This window comes from Methylocystis parvus (assembly GCF_049675845.1).
Taxonomy (GTDB): domain Bacteria; phylum Pseudomonadota; class Alphaproteobacteria; order Rhizobiales; family Beijerinckiaceae; genus Methylocystis; species Methylocystis parvus_A.
Genome location: NZ_CP187161.1, coordinates 1917570 through 1938135, shown reverse-complemented (window position 1 = coordinate 1938135; position 20566 = coordinate 1917570). Strand labels below are relative to the sequence as shown.

At 63.6% G+C, this 20566-nt stretch carries 15 protein-coding genes; 8 read left to right on the top strand and 7 right to left on the bottom strand.

Going from position 1 to position 20566, the window contains the following annotated elements:
- The first annotated feature begins 13 nt into the window (after nt 1–13).
- Nucleotides 14–1171: an acetyl-CoA C-acyltransferase gene (locus ACPFMJ_RS09940; RefSeq protein WP_424363633.1), complete on the top strand. Its 1158-nt coding sequence runs from the start codon at nt 14–16 to the stop codon at nt 1169–1171.
- A 4-nt stretch (nt 1172–1175) separates the two neighbouring features.
- Here the strand turns inward: ACPFMJ_RS09940 and ACPFMJ_RS09935 are convergent, their stop codons facing one another.
- A complete protein-coding gene (locus tag ACPFMJ_RS09935) occupies nt 1176–2228 on the bottom strand; it encodes a Glu/Leu/Phe/Val family dehydrogenase (RefSeq protein WP_424363632.1) in 1053 nt (350 codons plus the stop codon).
- A gap of 245 nt (nt 2229–2473) precedes the next feature.
- On the opposite strand from ACPFMJ_RS09935, the gene pdhA reads away from it, so the two are divergent.
- From pdhA to ACPFMJ_RS09905, 6 genes are all read left to right on the top strand, one after another.
- The gene (pdhA, locus tag ACPFMJ_RS09930) at nt 2474–3559 is read left to right on the top strand and encodes a pyruvate dehydrogenase (acetyl-transferring) E1 component subunit alpha (RefSeq protein WP_424363631.1); all 1086 of its coding nucleotides are present in this window, start codon (nt 2474–2476) and stop codon (nt 3557–3559) included.
- Entirely contained in the window at nt 3552–4532 is a 981-nt protein-coding gene (locus ACPFMJ_RS09925; protein WP_424363630.1) for an alpha-ketoacid dehydrogenase subunit beta, read from the top strand. The genes pdhA and ACPFMJ_RS09925 overlap by 8 nt, the downstream gene beginning before the upstream one ends.
- Nucleotides 4529–5626 (top strand): dihydrolipoamide acetyltransferase family protein, encoded by a 1098-nt coding sequence (locus ACPFMJ_RS09920; protein WP_424363629.1) that lies wholly within the window; start codon nt 4529–4531, stop codon nt 5624–5626. Before ACPFMJ_RS09925 ends, ACPFMJ_RS09920 begins: the two co-directional genes overlap by 4 nt.
- A 245-nt stretch (nt 5627–5871) precedes the next feature.
- Nucleotides 5872–6930 carry a glycosyltransferase gene (locus ACPFMJ_RS09915; RefSeq protein ID WP_424363628.1) on the top strand — a complete coding sequence of 353 codons (1059 nt, stop codon included), beginning with the start codon at nt 5872–5874 and terminating at the stop codon, nt 6928–6930.
- Nucleotides 6923–8062, top strand: a complete 1140-nt coding sequence (gene glf, locus ACPFMJ_RS09910; RefSeq protein ID WP_424363627.1) for a UDP-galactopyranose mutase — start codon at nt 6923–6925, stop codon at nt 8060–8062. Before ACPFMJ_RS09915 ends, glf begins: the two co-directional genes overlap by 8 nt.
- 63 nt (nt 8063–8125) lie before the next feature.
- Nucleotides 8126–9001 carry a manganese catalase family protein gene (locus ACPFMJ_RS09905; RefSeq protein ID WP_424363832.1) on the top strand — a complete coding sequence of 292 codons (876 nt, stop codon included), beginning with the start codon at nt 8126–8128 and terminating at the stop codon, nt 8999–9001.
- Nucleotides 9002–9006: 5 nt separating this feature from the next.
- Here the strand turns inward: ACPFMJ_RS09905 and ACPFMJ_RS09900 are convergent, their stop codons facing one another.
- From ACPFMJ_RS09900 to ACPFMJ_RS09875, 6 genes are all read right to left on the bottom strand, one after another.
- Entirely contained in the window at nt 9007–10347 is a 1341-nt protein-coding gene (locus ACPFMJ_RS09900; RefSeq protein WP_424363626.1) for a hypothetical protein, read from the bottom strand.
- A complete protein-coding gene (locus ACPFMJ_RS09895) occupies nt 10344–10919 on the bottom strand; it encodes a diguanylate cyclase (RefSeq protein ID WP_424363625.1) in 576 nt (191 codons plus the stop codon). The genes ACPFMJ_RS09900 and ACPFMJ_RS09895 overlap by 4 nt, the downstream gene beginning before the upstream one ends.
- A 13-nt stretch (nt 10920–10932) precedes the next feature.
- Entirely contained in the window at nt 10933–12450 is a 1518-nt protein-coding gene (locus tag ACPFMJ_RS09890) for an FAD-dependent oxidoreductase (RefSeq protein WP_424363624.1), read from the bottom strand.
- Between the two features lie 9 nt (nt 12451–12459).
- Complete coding sequence (locus ACPFMJ_RS09885) at nt 12460–13254, bottom strand: SDR family NAD(P)-dependent oxidoreductase (protein WP_424363622.1); 795 nt, start codon at nt 13252–13254, stop codon at nt 12460–12462.
- Between the two features lie 127 nt (nt 13255–13381).
- On the bottom strand, nt 13382–14008 hold the full coding sequence (gene fixJ, locus ACPFMJ_RS09880) for a response regulator FixJ (protein ID WP_424363621.1): 627 nt from the start codon (nt 14006–14008) through the stop codon (nt 13382–13384).
- Entirely contained in the window at nt 14005–15750 is a 1746-nt protein-coding gene (locus ACPFMJ_RS09875; RefSeq protein ID WP_424363620.1) for a PAS domain-containing sensor histidine kinase, read from the bottom strand. The genes fixJ and ACPFMJ_RS09875 overlap by 4 nt, the downstream gene beginning before the upstream one ends.
- Before the next feature lie 457 nt (nt 15751–16207).
- Between ACPFMJ_RS09875 and ACPFMJ_RS09870 the strand changes: the two genes are divergently transcribed.
- Nucleotides 16208–20173 (top strand): PAS domain S-box protein, encoded by a 3966-nt coding sequence (locus ACPFMJ_RS09870; RefSeq protein WP_424363619.1) that lies wholly within the window; start codon nt 16208–16210, stop codon nt 20171–20173.
- Nucleotides 20174–20566 lie beyond the last annotated feature (393 nt).

Below are 20566 nucleotides of genomic sequence, written 5' to 3'. Positions count from 1 at the left end.
GAAGAGGCGCGTCATGCACGATCCCGTGGTCATTGTCGGCGCAGCGCGCACCCCGATCGGCGCCTTTCTTGGCGCGTTGAAGGATGTTCCGTCGCCAATGCTCGGGGCGCGGGCGGTAGCGGCGGCGGTCTCGCGCGCCGGCCTCTCGAAAGAAGGCGTCGACGAATGTGCGATGGGCTGCGTTCTCACGGCGGGACTTGGACAGGCTCCGGCGCGGCAGGCGGCCCTTGGCGCAGGCTTGAGCGAGGAGACGCCCTGCGTCACGATCAACAAGATGTGCGGCTCGGGCATGAAAGCCGTAATGGATGCGCATGATCGCTTGCGCGCTGAGAGCGCGCGCGTGATCATCGCGGGCGGCATGGAGAGTATGAGCAATGCTCCCTATCTCCTGGAGCGGGCGCGTTCTGGCTTCCGCATGGGCCATCGCCGCGTTCTCGACCATATGTTTCTCGACGGGCTCGAGGACGCCTATGAAAAGGGCCGTCTGATGGGCTCTTTCGCGGAGGATTGCGCGTCCGCTTATCAATTCACGCGCGCCATGCAGGACGAATACGCGCTCTCTTCGCTCGCGCGCGCCCAGCACGCAATGAAGGAAGGGTTCTTCGACGCGGAGATTTTGCCAGAGGGGCTCGTCCATGACGAATTGCCGCTCAAGGCGGATCCTGACGCGATCCCCAGGCTGCGGGCGGCTTTTCGCGAAGATGGAACGCTCACGGCGGCGAATTCCAGCGCGATCTCCGACGGCGCCGCGGCGCTCGCTCTGACGACGGCGCGCTACGCCGAAAGCGAAGGGCTGACGCCGCGCGCAGCGATTGTCGGGCATGCGACTCATGCGGGCGCGCCAGCCGCCTTCCCGACCGCGCCGATCGCCGCGGTCAGGAAGCTGGTCGAGAAGCTCGACTGGTCCCTGAAAGATATCGATCTCTTCGAGATCAACGAAGCCTTCGCCGTCGTCGTCATGGCGGCGATGCAGGATCTCGGTCTTCCGCGCGACAAGGTGAATGTCCATGGCGGCGCATGCGCGCTCGGCCATCCCATCGGCGCGTCGGGCGCCCGGATCATCGTGACTTTACTAGCGGCTTTGGAGCGCCATGGCCTCAAGAGAGGCATTGCCGCGCTCTGCATCGGCGGAGGCGAAGCCACCGCCATTGCAATCGAGCGTCTTCGTTAAGCGGCTAGCGCCAGCGCCGCAGCTCCATCATCTTGCGGAGCCGGTCGATCGCGAGGGCGGACGCCGCCTCGACCGGAGGAACGCCCATCTCTCGCGCGCGTTCGAGCGTCAGCAGCGTGTTTCCGCCAACCTTTTCCTCGATCATCGCGAAGGCTGTCGACCGCGCGCCGCCGCTATACTCGACTGCGGCCGAAACGACTCCGCCCGCATTTGCGATGAAGTCCGGCACGCTGACGATGCCGCGCTGGAACATGATTTTTTCGGCCTCCCGCGTCGCCGGAACATTGGCGCCTTGCACGACGAGTCGACACTCAAGTCGATCCACATTGTCGGCGCGAATGGCGTCTGGCCGCGCAGCGGGTATCCATATGTCGCAGGGCGTTGCAACCAGCGAGTCATTGGCGATGACGCGGCCGCCGCGATAGTCCGAGACGCTCTTTCCCTGCCGTTTCAGTTGCGACAGCGCCTCTATGTCCAGCCCTTCGGGATTGACGACGGCGCCGCCAATATCCGCGACGCCGACAAGGCGCGCGCCGCGCCTTTCGAGAAAGCGCGCTGCGTGCTCGCCGACCGCGCCAAAGCCTTGCACGACGATTCGCGCCCCGTTGAGCGACAAGCCTGCAAAGGGCGCCGCGACCTCGGCGGAGATGGCGACGCCAAAACCTGTCGCGCCGATGACGTCGAGCGGTATGCCGCCGATCTCGGCGGGTAGACCAACGGCCCGGCCGATCTCGTCGTGGATCCACCCCATCGCCGTTTCATCCGTGCCCATATCTGGACCCGGGATATATTCGGTCAGCGGCGCGATCGCGGTCGCGAAGGCCCGGATCAGTTGCTCCTTCTCGGGCCGCGGCATTGTCGGGTCTGCGAAGATCACCGATTTCGCGCCGCCGTGCCGCAGGCCGCAGGCGGCGTTTTTCAGCGTCATGGCGCGGGCGAGCCGGAAGCATTCGCGCGCGCTCACATCGGGGGCCATTCGCGTTCCGCCGATCGCGGGCCCCGCGGCGACATTGTCGATGACGACGATGGCGCGAAGGCCCACTGAGGGCGTGCGCAAATAGATGATTTTGGAAGGGCCGATTTCGTCGCCTAAGGCGAAAGGGTCCGTAAAAGAGTCACTCGCCATGCAACAAAGGTTGGACGCCTGGCCGGGCTTTCAAGACCCGTCCAAGCAGCGCGCCATGCGCGCGAGTCGCAAGCGGGTCCGCGCCAATTTTGGCGCCGCCTGCGTGACTTCCCGCGCCCTCGCGCTAACTGCTGACTGCATCGAGACCGCTAAGCCTCTCCAGCGCGAGCGTCGCCATGGGCCTTCACACCAGCATCGACCCGCAAATCGATCTCCTTCGCTATCTGTCGCCGGAGGGCGTCCCCCTTGGAGGGGCCCTGCCGGTCGACGACGAGACGCTGGAGACCCTTTATCGCGCCATGACGCGCACACGGGTCTTCGACGGCAAAGCCATCGCTTTGCAGAGAACAGGCCAGCTCGGCACCTTCGCTTCGGCGTTGGGGCAGGAAGCTGTCGGCGTCGGCGTCGCCTCAGCCATGGAGACGCGCGACGTGCTCGTGCCCTCCTATCGTGATCACGGCGCCCAGTTCATTCGCGGGATGAGCATGACGGAATGCCTGCTCTATTGGGGCGGCGACGAGCGGGGGAGCGATTTCCAGGCGCCCCGCCAGGATTTTCCCAATTGCGTCCCCGTCGCAACGCAGATCGCGCATGCGGTCGGCGCGGCCTACGCCTTCAAGGTGCGTAGGGAAGAGCGCGTCGCCGTCACATTCGTCGGCGATGGCGGCACGGCGAACGGGGCCTTCTACGAAGCGCTGAACATGGCCGGCGTCTGGAACGCGCCCGTCGTGATCCTGATCAACAATAATGGATGGGCGATTTCTACGCCGAGATCGCTCGAGAGCGCCGCACAGACGCTGGCGCAGAAGGGCGTTGCGGCGGGCGTCGAATGCCGGCAGGTCGACGGCAACGACGTCGCCGCGGTTTATGACATTGCGCGCCGCGCCGTCGCCAAGGCGCGTGCGGGCGAGGGGCCGACGCTCATCGAGGCGCTGACCTACCGTCTCGGCGACCACACGACCGCAGACGACGCGACGCGCTACCGCGATCCGGACGTCGTTCGGCGCGAATGGACGCGGGAGCCCATTGCACGCCTTCGCGCTTACCTGATCGAGAAAGGCCTTTGGTCGAAGGACAAGGAGGCGGCGCTGCTCAAGCAATGCGGGGAAGAGGTGGAAAACGCCGTGACCGCTTATCTCGGAACGCCAGCGCAAAGCAGCGACGCCATGTTCGACTATCTCTATGAGACCCTGCCAACCTCTCTCGTAGAGCAGCGCGATTGCGCGCGTCGTTATTCGAACAAGGCAAACGGTCATGGCTGAGCTGAACCTCGTCGAAGCCGTCAACGCCGCGCTCGCCACCGAGATGGCGCGGGACGAAAGCGTGCTCCTCCTTGGCGAAGACATCGGAATGAATGGCGGCGTCTTTCGCGCGACGAACGGCTTGCAGGCGCGTTTCGGTCGCGAGCGCGTTCTCGACACGCCGCTCGCCGAGGGCGGCATCGCCGGCGTCGCCGTCGGCATGGCCGCGATGGGCCTGAAGCCGGTGGCCGAGATTCAGTTCACCGGGTTCATCTATCCGACGCTCGACCAGATGATCAATCATGCTTCGCGATTGCGAAACCGCACGCGCGGGCGTCTGACATGCCCGATGGTGTTGCGCTCGCCTTACGGCGCCGGCATCCACGCGCCCGAACATCACTCGGAAAGTCCCGAGGCGCTTTTTGCGCATGTGCCGGGCCTGCGGGTCGTCATCCCCTCGTCGCCGGCGCGGGCCTATGGCTTGCTTCTCGCTGCGATGCGCGACCCGGATCCAGTTGTGTTTCTCGAGCCGACGCGACTCTATCGCCTCTTCAAGCAGGAAGTCGCGGATGACGGCGAAGCGCTGCCGCTCGACGCGTGCTTCCTCTCGCGCGAAGGAGCCGATGTGACCATGGTCTCATGGGGCGCCATGGTCAGGGAGGCCGAAGCGGCTGCGGACGTTTTGGCGGAGCAGGGGATCGACGCCGAAGTCATAGATGTCGCCACGCTCAAGCCGCTGGATTCAGAAACGATCCTGCGCTCCGTTGAGAAGACGGGACGTTGCGTGATCGTGCACGAAGCGACGCGCATGGCGGGTTTCGGCGCGGAAATCGCCGCGGAAATCGCAGAGCGCGCTCTGTATTCTCTCCAGGCGCCCGTCAAGCGCGTCGCCGGCTACGACGTGGTGGTTCCCCTTTATCGATTGGAACGGCAATTCATCCCGAGCGTCGACCGTATTGTCGACGCCGTTCGCGAGGTCATGGAGGGATCATGAAGACGTTTCGGTTGCCCGACCTTGGCGAAGGCCTGCAAGAAGCCGAGCTTGTCGAATGGCGAGTGAAGCCCGGCGATGAAGTCGCCGTCGACCAACCGCTGCTTGCAGTCGAAACGGCGAAAGCGGTCGTCGAGATTCCTTCTCCGCGCGCCGGGCGCATCGAGCGCCTTTTCGCCGCGCCGCGCGATATCGTGCGAGTCGGCGCGCCGCTCGTCGAATTCGAGGGCGCCCAGGAAGAAGATGCGGGCACCGTGGTCGGCGTCGTGGAGACGAGCGCAAACGTCATGCGGGACGTCACGACGATCGGGCGCGCCGGCGCGCCTGCCCGGGTCATTCCCGCCGTCCGCGCGCTGGCGCGCAAGCTGAACGTGGATCTGGGCATCGTCACGCCCTCCGGGCCTGACGGCGCGATCACCGCGGAAGACGTTCAGCGCGTCGCGCGCATTCTGAGCGAAGTCGAGCCGGCAGAGCCGTTGCGTGGATTCAGACGCGCGATGGCGCAAAATATGGCCTTCGCTCAGGCGGAAGTGGCGCCGGCTACGATTATGGACGATGCGCGGATCGACGTCTGGGAGCCTGGGGCCGACGTCACCATCCGTTTGGTTCGTGCTTTGGTCAAGGGCTGCGAAGCCGAGCCCGCGCTGAATTGCTGGTTCGAGAGCGCTACGCTGTCGCGGCGACTACTACATAGAATTGATCTCGGAATTGCGGTCGATACGCAGGACGGGCTGTTCGTGCCAGTTCTTAGAGATGTTGGCTCGCGCAGCGCATCGGATCTGCGCGATGGCCTGAATAGGATGCGCGCCGATGTGGCCGCGAGAAAAATTCCGCCAGAAGAGTTGCGCGGCGCGACGATCACGCTCTCGAATTTCGGCACCATCGCCGGTCGCTATGCGGCGCCGGTCGTGCTGCCGCCGACCGTCGCCATCCTGGGCGCGGGGCGCATCCGAAGCGAAGTCGTCGCACTTAATGGTGAAATGCGCATCGGCGCCGTCTTGCCGCTCAGCCTCACCTTCGATCACCGGGTCGTTTCCGGTGGCGAAGCAGGGCGCTTCCTCGCGGCTGTCATGTCCGATCTCGCGCGCGCGGCGTAACGCGCGCGCATACGACGCGCAGACGCGCAAGCCCGACAACGGCGACGCTGGAACAAAGGCGCTTAGAATCCCGTTACGTCCAGGGACAATCAACAAGTCTTTGGAATTAGGGCGCGAGCGAAAATCGCCGCGCCGGGAGGGATCACATGGCGCGTGCCGGCTGCAACTATTCGAACGATTCGACGCATCTTTTCTGCTTTTCACATCTTCGATGGCGTTTTGTTTTCCAGAGACCGCAGCATTTGATGAGCCGGGCCGCGCGGGAATTCAAAACCTGGTATTTCGAAGAGCCCGAGCATTTTGACGGCCCGCCATTCCTTCGCATCGAGACGGACAAGTCGGGCGTTTCGGTTGTTACGCCGCTGCTCCCAAGGCATCTTTCCGCGCAGGCGACCAACGCGGCGTTGCGTGGCATGCTCGATGGCCTCCTCGCCAAGGTGCAGCCCAAGCGTCTGATCGCCTGGTATTACACGCCGATGGCCCTCCAATTCACGAGCGAGTTGGAGCCTGATCGTTGCGTCTACGACAATATGGACGAGCTTTCGGCTTTCGCCGCTGCGCCCGACGGCATTGTCGAATGGGAGCGCCGACTGCTGTCGCGTTGTGACGTCGTCTATGTCGGCGGCCGTTCGCTCTACGAGGCGAAGCTGGATCGTCACGACAATATCCACGTCTTCCCTAGCAGCGTCGACGTCGCGCATTTCCGCAAGGCGCGGTTCTCGTTGAGCGGACCGGCCGACCAGGCGGGCTCCCCGCATCCGCGCATCGGCTTTTTCGGCGTCATCGACGAGCGTATGAATACGCGCATCGTCGCCGAAATCGCGGCGCTTCGGCCGAACTGGCATCTGATGATGATCGGGCCGACCGCCAAGATTGATCCGGCGAAGCTTCCGCGCGCCGCCAATATCCACTGGCTCGGGTGCAAGGATTACGCGGCGCTGCCGCAATATCTTGCAGGCTGGGACGTCGGCTTCATGCCCTTCGCAATCAATGAGGCGACGCGTTTCATCAGCCCGACGAAAACGCCTGAATTCCTCGCCGCCGGCGTGCCCGTCGTTTCCACGCCGATCAACGATGTCGTCCATCCTTACGGCGCGATGGGACTGGTCGAAATTGCGTCGACTGGAGAAGCGTTCGTCGACCGCATCGAGTACTTGCTGAAACGGCCTCGCATGCGCTGGCTCCGATCGGTGGACGAATTCCTCTCCGCAATGTCCTGGGACGACACCTGGGCGGGGATGAGACAGCATCTCGACGCATTCGTTCCGCCTCGCAACGTGAACGCGGAGGCGCGCCGTGTTTGATTGGCTTATCGTCGGGGCCGGCTTTGCGGGAAGCGTGCTGGCCGAACGCATCGCGTCGCAGCGTGGAGAAAGCGTGCTCGTCATCGACAGGCGACCGCACATTTCGGGGAACGCGTACGACCGCTACGATGAGGCTGGTCTCCTCATTCATCAATACGGGCCGCATATCTTTCACACAAACGCAAAGCCGATCTTCGACTATCTGTCGAATTTCACGCGCTGGCGGCCCTACGAGCATCGCGTGCTTGCGGAAGTGGACGGGATGCTTCTCCCCATCCCGATCAATCTGGACACGGTCAACCGTCTCTTTGGCTTGAATCTGGATTCGGAGGGACTCGCGGCGTGGTTCGCGGCGCGCGCGGAGAGGCCGGCGGAGATTCGGACCTCCGAGGATGTGGTGGTGAGCGCCGTCGGCCGCGAGTTGTACGAAAAGTTCTTTCGCGGCTACACGAAGAAGCAATGGGGCGTGGAGCCGTCGGCGCTCGACAAATCCGTCACTGCGCGCGTGCCGACGCGCACCAATCGCGACGACCGCTACTTCAACGACGCCTATCAATTCATGCCGGAGGGCGGCTATACGCGCATGTTCGAGCGGATGCTCGGCCATCCAAACATAAAGATCATGTTGCAGACGAGCTTCGACGAAGTGCGCGGTCGGATCCCATTTCGGCGTCTGATCTATACGGGGCCGATCGACGAGTTCTTCCAGTTCCGCTTCGGGAGGCTGCCTTACCGGTCATTGAGGTTCGAGCATGTCACCGTGAACGAGCGGCGCCATCAGCCGGTCGCCGTCGTCAACTACCCGCAGACGCAAGCCTATACGCGGGTCACGGAATATAAGCATTTGACCGGCCAGCAGCACGACAGAACCAGCCTGACCTTCGAATACCCTTGTGACGACGGCGATCCCTATTATCCGGTGCCACGCGCCGAGAATATGGAGCTTTACAAGCGGTATGAGAGGCTTGCGCTCGCGCAGAAGGACGTCTGGTTTGTCGGCCGCCTCGCGACCTATCGCTATTACAACATGGACCAGGTCGTGGGGCAGGCGCTGTCGACATTCCGCCGCATCAATCAAGAAGTTCCCTGTTCTACCGAGGGGGATTTCAACCCGTCGGTCGCTGCGGAGTGAACGAACGGGAACCCTCACCGTCGGCAGGCGTTTCGCGAGGAACGCTTCCGACGGGAGTTCATGATGTTCACGCACAACAAGAAGCTGCAATACACGGTCCGCGTCTCTGAGCCCAACCCTGTCCTTGCAAGCCTGATGCTGGAGCAGTTCGGGGGACCGCAAGGCGAACTCGCGGCGGCGATGCGTTATTTCACGCAGGCGCTCGCGGAGGATGATCCGGGCCGCAAGGACATGCTCCTGGACATTGCGACCGAAGAGCTGAGCCATCTCGAAGTGATCGGCAGCATCGTCGCGATGCTGAACAAGGGCGTGAAGGGCGAACTCGCCGAAGCTAACCAGACGGAAGCGGATCTTTATCGTTCGCTCACGCAGGGCGGCGACAGCCACACCCAAGCCATTCTATACGGGGGCGGACCGTCGCTGACCAATTCCTCCGGCGTGCCATGGACCGCAGCCTATATCGACACGATCGGAGACCCTGTTTGCGATCTGCGCTCCAACATCGCCGCGGAGGCGCGGGCGAAGATCGTCTATGAACGGCTTATCAACGTCACTGACGATCCGGGCGTGAAAGAGGCGCTTGGCTTTCTGATGACACGCGAGATCGCGCATCAGAAGTCTTTCGAGAAGGCGCTCTACTCGATCGAGGCGAATTTCCCGCCCGGCAAACTTCAGGGCATTCCCGAATACGCCAATCTTTACGTCAACACGTCGCAAGGCGAGGGCGATACGGAGGGCCCCTGGAACAGCGGCGATCAGTGGCGCCGGATGGACGACGTCGTCGGCGGCATCCCGGTCGATGGCGGGGATGGCGACGCCAGCGTGGGGCTGACGAGCTCGGAACAGAGCGATTTGTCGAGCTTTGCCGCGCGCACGATGTCCAACCCTCTGTCAGATCCGCGCACGGGCGCGGACCTTGGTCAGTCGGGCAACGCCTGAAGCCTCTATATTTCCTGAAGAAGGTCGACGACGCCGCGGAGCGACCATCCGTCGCGTCGTCCCATCGCAACGCGCAGGAAGGGCGGCGCATTTGCAGGCGAGACGACATCGTAGCGATGCCCTCGAAAGCCGAAGCTTCCACCGCGGTCGAAGATGATTTTCCGTCGCTCGGTTTCCTGCCGGATGCGTTGCGACAGCGCCTCGTAATCGCTAAGTTTGGACGATGAGAGGCGCATGATGCAGAAGGGAGCAACCCCGGCGGCGGAGTCGACGGAGGGGTGCGAAACGCACTCGAAAGAGCGCGAATGGGCGGTGAGCGCCGTCGCTAGCGCCTGGTTGTGCGCGAAGACGGCTTCGCTGTAGCGGCGCGTATAATCCCGGTTGAGGAACCATGGCGCTTCGAGGCCCGCGACGTCTGCAAAGCGCAGGCCTAGTCCAAGCAGGGCGCGAAGCCTTCTCATGGCTGCGTTGGCGTTGTTCTCGCGACGCTCATAGAGGCTGACAATGCCCACATTCGCCAGCTCCAGGCCGCCCTGAAGCAGCTTCAAGCCGGAGGCGATCCGGATCACCGCGCGGGTTTCAATATCCTCCAGCGCCGAGAGATCCTGTTCAACATCCACCGCGCCTCCCGTCAGCGTATCGTCAAAGATAAGGATGGTCGCCCCGCCGCCATCGAGACGCCTTCCGATCTCTGATGTGGGGATCCTTGCAAAGCGTCCTTCGTAAAAGATCGGCTCGATCAGGATGATATCGGCGCCCGTCCAAGGCGTGGAGAGGGCGGCATGGCCGGTCGCCATTGTGTGAAAGCGCGCCGCCAGCATGGAGAGGAGTTCCGACGTCTCGAAATACGCGCCCGCATGAATGACATTCATCGGGCGCTTGGTCGCCGCCGGGGCGAGCCGTTCGGCGAGATGCAGCGACGCCGCCATCGCCGCCTGTCCGCTGGAGAAGAGAATGTGGTCCGCGCGCCACCCCTTCGGGAGCGATCCGAAGAATGCCGCACAACGCGTTTCGAGCGCAGTCGGCTGCAACTCGCGTTCATAGCCGAAATTCTCGAAGAAGCGCGTCGGCGTCTTGACGGTCTGTTCGGCCGAGGGGGAGCGGTAGCTTTTGTGCGTCTCGGCGTCAGCGAGATCGAGCCATCGCCGCCGCAGCGTGAGGGCCCCGGCTTCCAAGGCTTCTTCAGCCGCGCGCGCGCTCCTCGCCTCCTGGGGGATGCGGTCGAACTCCGCGATTAGTCGATCGAAGTCTCGCGAGCCGGTTTGTCTGTGGAGCCCCTCCGCGAGCCCGGCGAGATCGGCCGCTTCCTCTTCTATCGCTGCGCGATGCGCCGCTTCGATCGTCATCCGCTCGCCTTTGGCATAGCGAAGGCGACGCGGCGCTTCGCGCGCAGGCAGCGGAAGAGTTCCTCGACATATAGAAGGGCGACGACGCTGGCGGCGGCGAGAACAGCGACGATATAGGTCGGGGAAAGGGATGGGGTCTTTCGGGCAAGATCCAACCGTGCGGTCTCCTCGCCCGCGCCGAACAACGCGAGGAATTGCGGCCAGTGGCGCGCAATGATCAGCAGCAGCGCCATCAAGGGGATCATTTCAAGAAAGCTGTGCACATGCTGTTCGAGCGGCGTCACGCGACGTCGGGCGACGGCGTAATCGACATCCCACATCGCCGTCGCTTCGTGCAGCAGGAACATCACGATCATGAAGCCGATAATGAGCGCGTTCACGTCGAGAAAGATTGCGGCGAGAAGCGGAAGTCCGATCTCCGCGAACATCATCAAATGAAGCACGGTCTCGTTCGCGCCGGATGTTCGCTCGATATGCGTCGCCTTGTGGCAGAGCCAGTCCGCGACGCCCACCATCAACCAGACAGGCATGAGGAAATACATCAGGATCGCGGCGGTGGGATCGACAGGCATGTTGGGATCCCTCTCAGTTCTCCGCTTCGCCGAGCGCTGAAAAGGCAGGCGCGTTCAGCGCCTCTCCGTCGGGAGCAAACTGCGACCCGTGACAGGGGCAATCCCAACACCTCTCGAAGCTGTTCCACCGGACGTGGCAGCCGACATGCGTGCAGGCGGCGGAGCGCTTCATGAGCGCGCCCGTCTCGTCCCGATAGGCGGCAATCTTGTAGAAGCCGTCTCGTACGATCGCGCCTTCGCCGGCTTTCAGCTCGTCGAGAGACGAAAGCTCACCGGGCGCGAGATATTCGACGAAGCTTTTGACGGCGGTCGCATTTTCCTTCACGAATTCACCCAGCGCCTTCACGGGCTTTCGGCTCGGGTCGTAAACCTGACGCCACGGGCTGTCGCCTTTGAGAATAAGGTCCGAAATGACGAGTCCCGCGGCGGCGCCGTGCGTCATGCCCTGACCGGAGTCGCCTGTGGCGACATAAATGTGATCGTCTCCCGGATTGCGGCCAATGAAACCGACATAATCGACAGGCTCCAGCACCTGACCGGACCAGCGCGCGATTTCCTGTCCGAGGGCAGGGAAAAGCTCGCGCATCCATCGCGACAGCGAGAGGATGCGCGTCTGGCCGTCATTGGCTTCTCCGGTTTTATGGTCCTCGCCGCCGACGATGAGCATGTCGCTCTCGGCTTCGCCTCTTTGCAGCCGCACATAATGATAGGGATCGAGCGTGTCCCAGTAGAGCGCGTCGGGCAGGCTGCCGCGCGCGATTTCGAAGGCGACGGCGTAGGTCCGGTAGGGCGCCTGCTTGCTGCTGATGGCGATCCGGTCGGTGATGGGCGCATTTGTTGCGACAACCGCCGCGCTCGCTTCTATTTCTTCGCCGTTTGCGGTCTTGATCGTAACGAGCTTGTTCTTTTCCTCCACTGACACAACGATGCTGTTGGCGAAGAACCGTCCGCCTGCGTTCCTGATCGCCTTTGCGAGGGCTGAAAGATATTTCGTTGGATGGAAGGTCGCCTGTTGCGGAAATTGCAGCGTCGGCGCCGTCTCGTATCCGGCGAAAGGCACGCCGCCATGGCGGAGCGCGATCATGCCGACCTGCGCGCTTGCGACGAGCTCGCGGTCGATAATGGCGGGGTCCGAGCCTTGCGCGAGAAAGAGAAAGGCGTCGAGCCGCCTGAAATCGCAATCGGCGGCCAGCGCCTGTACGTTCGCCTCGATGCGGGCGATCGCGGCGGCCTGGCTTTCCTGCCAGCCTCTTGCAATGTCCAGGCCCCGCATGTCGATCAGCTCGCGGAACCCGTCGTCGCAATAGGAGGAAAGATGCGCCGTCGTGCGCGCCGTCATCCCGCCGCCGATCGGGCCACGATCGACGACCACGACATTTTTCCCGGCCTTTGCAAGCTCATAGGCCACGGAGAGACCGGCGATGCCAGATCCGATCACCGCGACTTCCGTCGTGATTTTCGTCTCCAGCATTGGCGCCGAAAAATCGACCGCGCTCCAGATCGCCTTGCTGCGTTCGCCGCTCACATTCATCGCGCGCTCCTAATGCGACTTGCCTCGGCCGTCTGGCGCCGAGAGCTGGCGGTTGCTCCATGCAAGCAGCCACGCGGGCGTCAGCTGCGCCGTCATGCTGAGGAGCTTGTTGCGCCATCCGGTGACGATCTCGCGCCGGCCTTCCAAGAGCGCCTCGAATCCCTGCCGCGCCACTTCCGCCGGATCGTCCTTCGCCGAGCGGCCCGCTTGCGTGTCGAGCATGCCGGCGCGGCGGAAGAATTCGGTGTCGGTGACGCCCGGCATCAGGCATGTCACCGTGACGCCCGAGCCTTCCAGCTCATCGGCGAGCGCGGCCGCGAAATTGTCGAGAAAGGCTTTCGTGCCGTGATAAACGGCCTGAAAGGAGCCCGGTATGTAGCCGGCGATCGAGCCGACGACGAGGATCCGTCCCGCGCCGCGCGAACGCATGTCGCGCCCGACAAGCTGGGTCAGATAGACCGTGCCGGTCACATTGGTGTCGATGACGCGGCGGATCTCGGCGTAGTCCTGTTCAAGGAACGCGCCGCCCAGTCCGCGCCCTGCATTGGCGATGAGAATGTCGATGGGGCGCGTGAGACGCCGCGCGAGCCCATACAAGGCTTCGACGCCGGCCATCGTCGAGAGATCGCAGCGAAGCTCCCACACGCGCAGGTCCCCGCCGCGCAATTCTTCTGCGACATGAAGAATTTCCGCTTCGTCGGCGGCGATGATGAGATCGTAGCCGCGTTCGGCGCAGAGCTTGGCGAATTCATAGCCGATGCCGGTCGAAGCGCCCGTGACGAGGGCGAGAGGGCGCGCGCGCATGATCGGCTCTCCGTCATCCTGCGGGAAGAAAAACGCCCGCGCTTCCTTGGGGGAATCGTCGGGCGGAGGATGAACCGGCAGGGAAGCAAGAATGTTCCGACGCTTCCAGGTCGCGTAAACCTTCTCGCTATTCGGGTTCGCCGGTCGGTCCGTTCGCCGCGAGCGCCATCTTCACGAGCTCGGCGAGATTTCCTGCGCGCATCTTCGCCATGATGTTGGCGCGATGCACTTCCGCCGTGCGGATGCTGATGCCGAGGTCATGGGCGATGACCTTGTTGGAAAGGCCCTTCAGCAGGCCGGAGAGGATTTCGTTTTCGCGTCGCGTCAGACTCGCTAGCCGGCTCTTGATCACGACGGATTCGCGCGAGCGGCTTTCTTCCGCATTGCGGCGCTCGAGCGCGGCGTCGATGGCCGCGAGCAGGGCCGCGTCCTCAAAGGGTTTCTCCAGCAGGTCGATGGCCCCAAGCTTCATCGCTTCCACCGCGAGCGGAACGTCGGCATGCGCCGTCAGCACGATGACAGGCGTCGTTATGCGCGCTTCCTTCATCTTGGCGATCAGCTCGATGCCATTCATCTCCGGCATGCGCACGTCGGTGACGACGCAGCCTTCGTGCTGCGCGGCGCAGGCTTTGAGGAAGGCGAGCGCAGAGGCGTAGGTATGAACCTTGAAGCCCTCGGTGCTGAGCAACAGCCCAACCGCGTCGCGAACAGCCGCATCGTCGTCGATGACGTGAACCACACGATGATCTGTCATGCATCAACGTCCGAAGCTAGCAGTGGAAGCGAGAAGCTGAAAACGGCGCCGCCTTCGGCGTTGGGCGTCGCCCATATGCGACCGTAGTGAGCTTCGATAATAGACCTTGATATTGACAAGCCCACTCCCAGTCCTTTTGGCTTCGTCGTCCGAAAGGGCTCGAAACAGCCCGCGTCCGAGGATTCAGGCAGTCCACAGCCCGAGTCAATAACGTCGACGACAATTGTGTCGTCCCCGGGATTTGTCGTGGCGATAATGAGCTCGCGCCGCTGCGCCGATTGCATGGCTTCGGTTGCGTTACGGATGAGGTTGGCGATGGCCTGCCGCAATTGCGATCGATCCGCCACGACCCTGTCGCTTGCGGCTTCGCATTTCAGTTCGATCCTGACGCCCGCGCGCTCGCAATCTCCGCCTGCGCCGGCGGCTGCTTCGTGAATAACCTCATGGACGCCGAGCAGGGTCTTGTCCGGCTCGCCCCCGCACACAAGGTTTTTCAGGCTCGTCACGATCCGTCCGGCGCGCAACGTCTGCGCCGTCGCCTTTTCCAGTATGTCGAAGAGCGCTTCGTCCGCGACTCCCGATTTTTCGAGCAGGCGCTGCGCCACGCGCAAATAGGTCGCGTTGGCCGCCAGCGGCTGGTTGATCTCATGCGCGAGCGCCGCGGCCATGCCGCCCATGGCGTCGAGACGGCTGCGATGAAGCTCTTCGATCTGAAGCTCGATTTTGCGCCGCTCGGTCAAGTCTTTGATGAAAGCGACGCGCAGGCTTCGATTTTCGAAGAGGGTTTCTGAAATGGTCATCTCGGCGGGGAAAAGCTCGCCGCTCCTGCGGCGGCCCTGAAACTCGCGCCTCTCCCCTGCGCGCCCGTCGCCGTTCCGGGCCTCTTTGTCGGCGCCCAGCAGCTCTTCCACGCGTCTGCCGGCGATCTCGTCGGCCGAGCGGCCGAACATGAGGACGCCCGAGCGATTGACCGTCTGTATCCGCCCGTCCGCATCCATCGTGAGGACGGCGTCCTGCGCCGCGTCGATCGTCGCCTGCAGCCGCGCCGCCGTCTCCTCGAGGGACAGCTCCACGCGTTTGCGCGCCGTGACGTCGGAGGCGTAGCCGTGCCACACCACGAGGCCCGAATCTTCGCGCACGGGCGCCGCCTGCGCCTCCATCCAGATCGGGCCTTTTTCCGGATGATCGAACGGAAATTCGACAACCCACATGGAGAGGTCGCGCGCGGAGCGGAAGAGGCCCTCATTGAGAGCGTCGAGATGCTCCCGCCCCAGCCGTTTGAAGAAGACGCCGGCGTCGGCGCAAATGTCCTCGGGATCGAGGCCGAACACCGTCCGCGCCTTGGGCGACACATAGCGATAGGCGACGCGCCCGTTCGGGTCGACATAGAAGGTTCCGACCACGCCCGGCGTCGCCAGGGCGACGCTCGCAAGTTGCTCGGACGCCGGCGCGCGGGACTGCGGCGCGGCGGAGACGCGCGGGCGCAGGCGATGATAGGCTTCCTCGAGGGCGAGCAGCAAAGCCGAATTTCCCAAAAAGAGCGCCGAGGAAGCCTTGCTGGCCACGACGATGGGCGCGGAAAGAATATGCGTCGCAAGCACGGTCCCGAGCGCCGCGCACGCCCCGGGGACGAACCCGCCAAGCAGTCCGGTGACGCCGACAGCGAGATAGCCGGCTGCGTCGGCGGTCTCCTGCGCGAGGGGTGGGGATAGCGCCAGCCGTGGCGCCGCGGCTATTGCCACGGCCAAGCCTGCGATGGACAGGCGCAGCGGCAAGGGCGCCGCATAAACCCGCGCAACCAAACGCCCTGCGCCCTCGGCGCATTGTCGTAACGGTCGAGACGAAAGCGGGCCCATGAGAGATTTCGCCGTGCCGGTGAAGCGGAACTTGTTTCCCGATAGCGCATTCCAGCTCAGGGCTAAACGGTTTCGAGGCTCAAAGGCAAGGGTTATGTTGAAAAAACGCCCGAGCCTTCGTCTGTACTATTCTGAGTAAGTGATCCCATGCCGTAAAGAAATTAGGGAAAAACCCGTAGCCGTGCTGATCTGAAACAAAAATCAAGAGTTCATGCGTCGCACTATGCTATTGATGACGTGACGCACGGCGTATTTCGATCGGGGCGGAAAGACGGCGGCGTGAGTGTCGTTTGAGGGCTAAAGATTGAGAATTGAAGGCGGGTTCCGCAGACTCGAAAGTAAAGTGGTGGCCTTTTGGGGCGCGATCCTCGACGTCCTGCCTCAACCGGCCGCCGTGCTGGGCGATACCGGCGTCGTCGTCGCCGTCAATTCGCACTGGGCCGCGGATGGCGAACGCATCGACCTCGGGACAAACTTTCTAGACGCCATGCGCGAAAGCGCCGCGAACGATCCGTTTGCGCGTCGTTTGCTCGATGGGATCGAAGCGGTCGTTTGCGGCGAGAAGGACTCCTTCTCCTGCGAGGCTTCTGATGGGGATCGGGACGGGCGCTGGGCCTCGCTGGAGGCGCGCGCGCTTCCCGGGGACTTCGGCGGGACGCTGCTCATCAGAGGCGTTGCGGGGCCTTCCGGCCGCTCCCCCGAGCGCCGGGCCGGGGCCGCCGGGCGCGGATCTCCGGAAAGCCCTGCGGAGCTTCTCTCCCAGCGTGACGAACTGGAATGGATCTACCAGAACGCGCCGATCGGTCTTTGTCTGCTGGATCTCGATCTTCGCTATCTGCGCGTCAATCAGCGTCTCGCCGAGATGAACGGCCTGCCCGTCGAGGCCCATATCGGCCGCAGCGTCTTCGAGACCGTTCCCGCGCTCGCCGCCCGCGTCAAGGAAATCGCCCACCAGCTGCTGGAGACGAGAAAACCCGTTCTCAATGCGGAGTTCGCCGGCGAAACGCCCGCAGCGCCTGGCGTTCCCCGCTGCTGGAACACCGGCTGGTATCCGGTTCTCGACAAGAATGGCGAGATTATCGGCGTCGGCGCGGTGGTCGAGGAGACGACCGAGCGCAAGCGCGCAGAGCAGGCGCTACGGGAGAGCGAACAGCAGGAGCGCCGCCGTTCGGCGGAGCTTCAGGCCCTGCTGGATACGGCGCCCATCGGCCTGTCGATCGCCCTCGACCCGCAGGGCCTCAGCATCCGCGGCAATCGCGCAAATGAGCAGATATTCGGCGTCGCGCCCGGCGGGGAGCTGTCCAAGACGGCCGCGAACGCTCCCGCATTTCAGGTGCTGAAGGGCGGGCGCGTCCTGACGGCCGGCGAAATGCCCATGCAGCGCGCCGTCAGGGGCGAGGCGGTCGCGGGAGACGTCTTTGACGTTCGCCGGGAGGACGGGGAACTCGTCAGCGTCTTCGCCAAGGCCATGCCGCTCTATGACGAAGGCGGCAATCCGCGCGGCGCGGTCGGCGCCTTCATGGACATCACGAAGCCAAAGCGTGCGGAGGACGCGCTGCGCGAAAGCGAGGCGCGCTTCCGCAGCCTGGTGGAAGCCTATGCGCAGGCCGTGTGGGAGACAGACCCCGAAGGCGTCGTGGTCTCGGACAGCCCGTCGTGGCGGGCTTATACGGGGCAGACGCTCGAGGAATTTCTGGGCTGGGGCTGGCTCGGCGCCGTGCATCCCGACGACCGGGCGCACGCCGCGCGCGAATGGCGCAGGGCCGTCGCGTCCAAGTCCCTTTTCGACACCGAGTATCGGCTCAAGATCAGGGATGACGGTTGGCGCTGGACCAATGTGCGCGGCACGCCGCTCCTCAGTCCCGACGGCGAGGTCCTGAAATGGACCGGCATGAATATCGATGTCGACGCGCGCAAACGGGCCGAAGCGGCGCTGCGCGATAGCGAGGAGCGGCAGGCTTTCCTGTTAAGGCTGACCGACGCGCTGCGCCAGATCGTCAATCCTCACGAGATCCAGGCGGCCGCCTGCCGCCTGCTCGGCGAACATCTTGGCGTCAATCGCGTCTCCTACGCCGACATCGAGGGCGAGGAATTCATCGTTCGTGAAGGTTACGCGCAGGGCGTGGACCCCTTCATGGTTCGAATGCCAGTCGCCGATCTCGGCGCAAAGCTCATCGACTCTTATCGACGCGGCGAGACCGTCGCGATTGATGACGTTTTCGCCGAGGAAGGCTTCACCGAGGCCGAACGGGAGAGGTTCAAGGCCGGCCAAATCACCGCGCTGGCGAGCGTCATTCTGAGCAAACAGGGGCAATGGGTGGGCACGCTTTGCGCCCACAACGCGACGCCGCGCGCATGGCGAGCGCTCGACATCGAGCTGGTGCGCGAAGTCGCCGAGCGCATCTGGTCTTCGGCTGAACGCGCGCGCGCCGTGGCGGCCTTGCGCGAAAGCGAATTCAGACTGCAGTTGGCCCTGAATTCCGGCAATATCGGCATTTACGAAGCCAATCTCGAAAACATGGAGATGATCTGGGACGATCGCCTGCGCATGCTGTGGGGCCTGCCAGCCGGCGCACCCATCGGTTACGCAGATTTCCTGCGCGGCGTTCATCCCGGCGACCGGGAGCGCGTGGCGCGTGCGATCCACAGGGCGCTCGATCCAACGGGGCAGGGCAACGTCTTCGTCGAATGCCGCGTGGTGGGACGCGCCGACGGCGTGGAGCGCTGGGTCGCCGCGACGGGCGCTGTGTTTTTCGAGAATGGTCGCGCGATCCGCATCGTCGGGACGGCGCAGGACATCACGGCGCGCAAGCGCGCTGAGGCCGAGCGGCAGAAATTCGTCTCGCTCGCCGAGCAGAGCCTCGAGTTCATCGGCATTTGCGATATGGATTTCGTGCCGCTTTACGTCAATCCCGCGGGAGCCGCGCTTGTCGGGCTTGAGAGAGCGCAGGCGCCCAAGGTTCTTGTGGGCGACTTTTTCTTCGAGGAAGATCGTCCGTCGGTCGACGCGTTCTTCGAACGCGTCAGGCGCGACGGACACGCCAATATGGAGATCCGCTTTCGCCATTTCGTCACCGGCGAAGCGCTGTGGATGCTCTACAATGTCTTCGTTCTGCGAGACGAGCGTGACGAGCCCCTCGGATTTGCGACCGTCAGTCGCGACATCACTCAACGCAGACGCGTCGAAGACGCTTTGAGAGCGGCCGATCGTCGCAAGGATGAATTCCTCGCGACGCTGGCTCACGAGTTGCGCAACCCCCTCGCTCCGATCCGCAACGCCGTCCATGTGCTGCGTCATGACGCCGCCGCGACGATGAAATCGGCGCGGGACCTCACCTTGCTTGCGATGGTCGACCGGCAGGTCGACCATCTGATCCGACTCGTCGACGATCTGATGGAAGTGTCTCGGATCACCCGCGGCAAGATCGAACTCAGAAAGCAGCGGGTCGATCTTGGCGAGGTCTTGCGTCACGCCATCGAGACCGCGCAGCCGACGATCGATCAGGCCCACCATCGTTTGCATGTCGCGATGCCGCCCGAGCCCGTCACGGTCGACGGCGATCCCGTGCGTCTGGCTCAGGTCTTCACGAATCTCCTGAATAACGCCGCGAAATACACGGAACATGGCGGAGACATCGGGCTTATGGTGGAGCGGCGCGCCGGGGAGGCGGTCGTCACCGTGCGGGACAGCGGCGTGGGCATTCCCGCCGAAATGGCGCCGCGCGTCTTCGACCTTTTCACGCAGGTCGACAGGACGCTTGGTCGCGCCCAGGGCGGACTCGGCATAGGGCTGGCCCTGGTCAAAAGCCTGCTGGAACTGCACGGAGGCGCCGTCGAGGCGCAGAGCGAAGGACTTGGTCGCGGCAGCGCCTTCATTGTTCGCCTGCCGACGCCGCCGGATGTATCGAGGGAGGAAACCATGCCGGCGACGGCCTCGAACCAGACGTCAGCCAATCGCCGAATTCTCGTGATCGACGACGACCACGACGTCGCGGACAGCCTCGTCATGTTCCTGGAAACCTTCGGCGCCACGGTGCAGGTCGCCTATAGCGGCGCAGCGGGTATCGAAGCGCTCGTTTCGTTCAAGCCGGACCTTGTCTTTCTCGACCTCGGCATGCCCAGCATGGACGGCTACGAAACTGCGCGCCGCATCCGTGCGCTGCCCGAAGGCGCCGGCGTGCAACTCGTCGCCCTGACCGGATGGGGGCAGGAGCAGGTCAACGACCGCGCCCGTGCGGCGGGGTTCGATCGCCAGCTTACGAAGCCCGCTGGCTTCGAAGCGCTCCAGGAGCTCTTAGGATCGCTCTGATCGCCCGGTCTCGCCTCGCCGCTTGAGCCTCTTTCCCCGCCCGGAAACTCGTCCCGCTCGCTTATTGACAGGCGTCCGCCCCGATTGGTCACGCGCCGGCATACTGTTGCCCGGGCGTCTCCAATGACGGTTCATAATATGAATTGTTTGAACGACCTCGAGACGCTTGCAGTGCGCGTCAGATGCGGCGCAGGGGCCGCGCAAGGGCCCCGGCGAGAATGGCTGGCTTTTATTCGCCGCTGTCGGCCTGACGTCGAAGAATCCGGAATGAAAACAAGGTTGGAGCAGCGGAATTGAGGCGCCAGAAAGTAACTATTGGGGCAATTTCTATGCGAAAGCTTGGCGGTAGGGTGCGATGCTTTACACGTTAACCATATCGATTTGAGCGTTTAT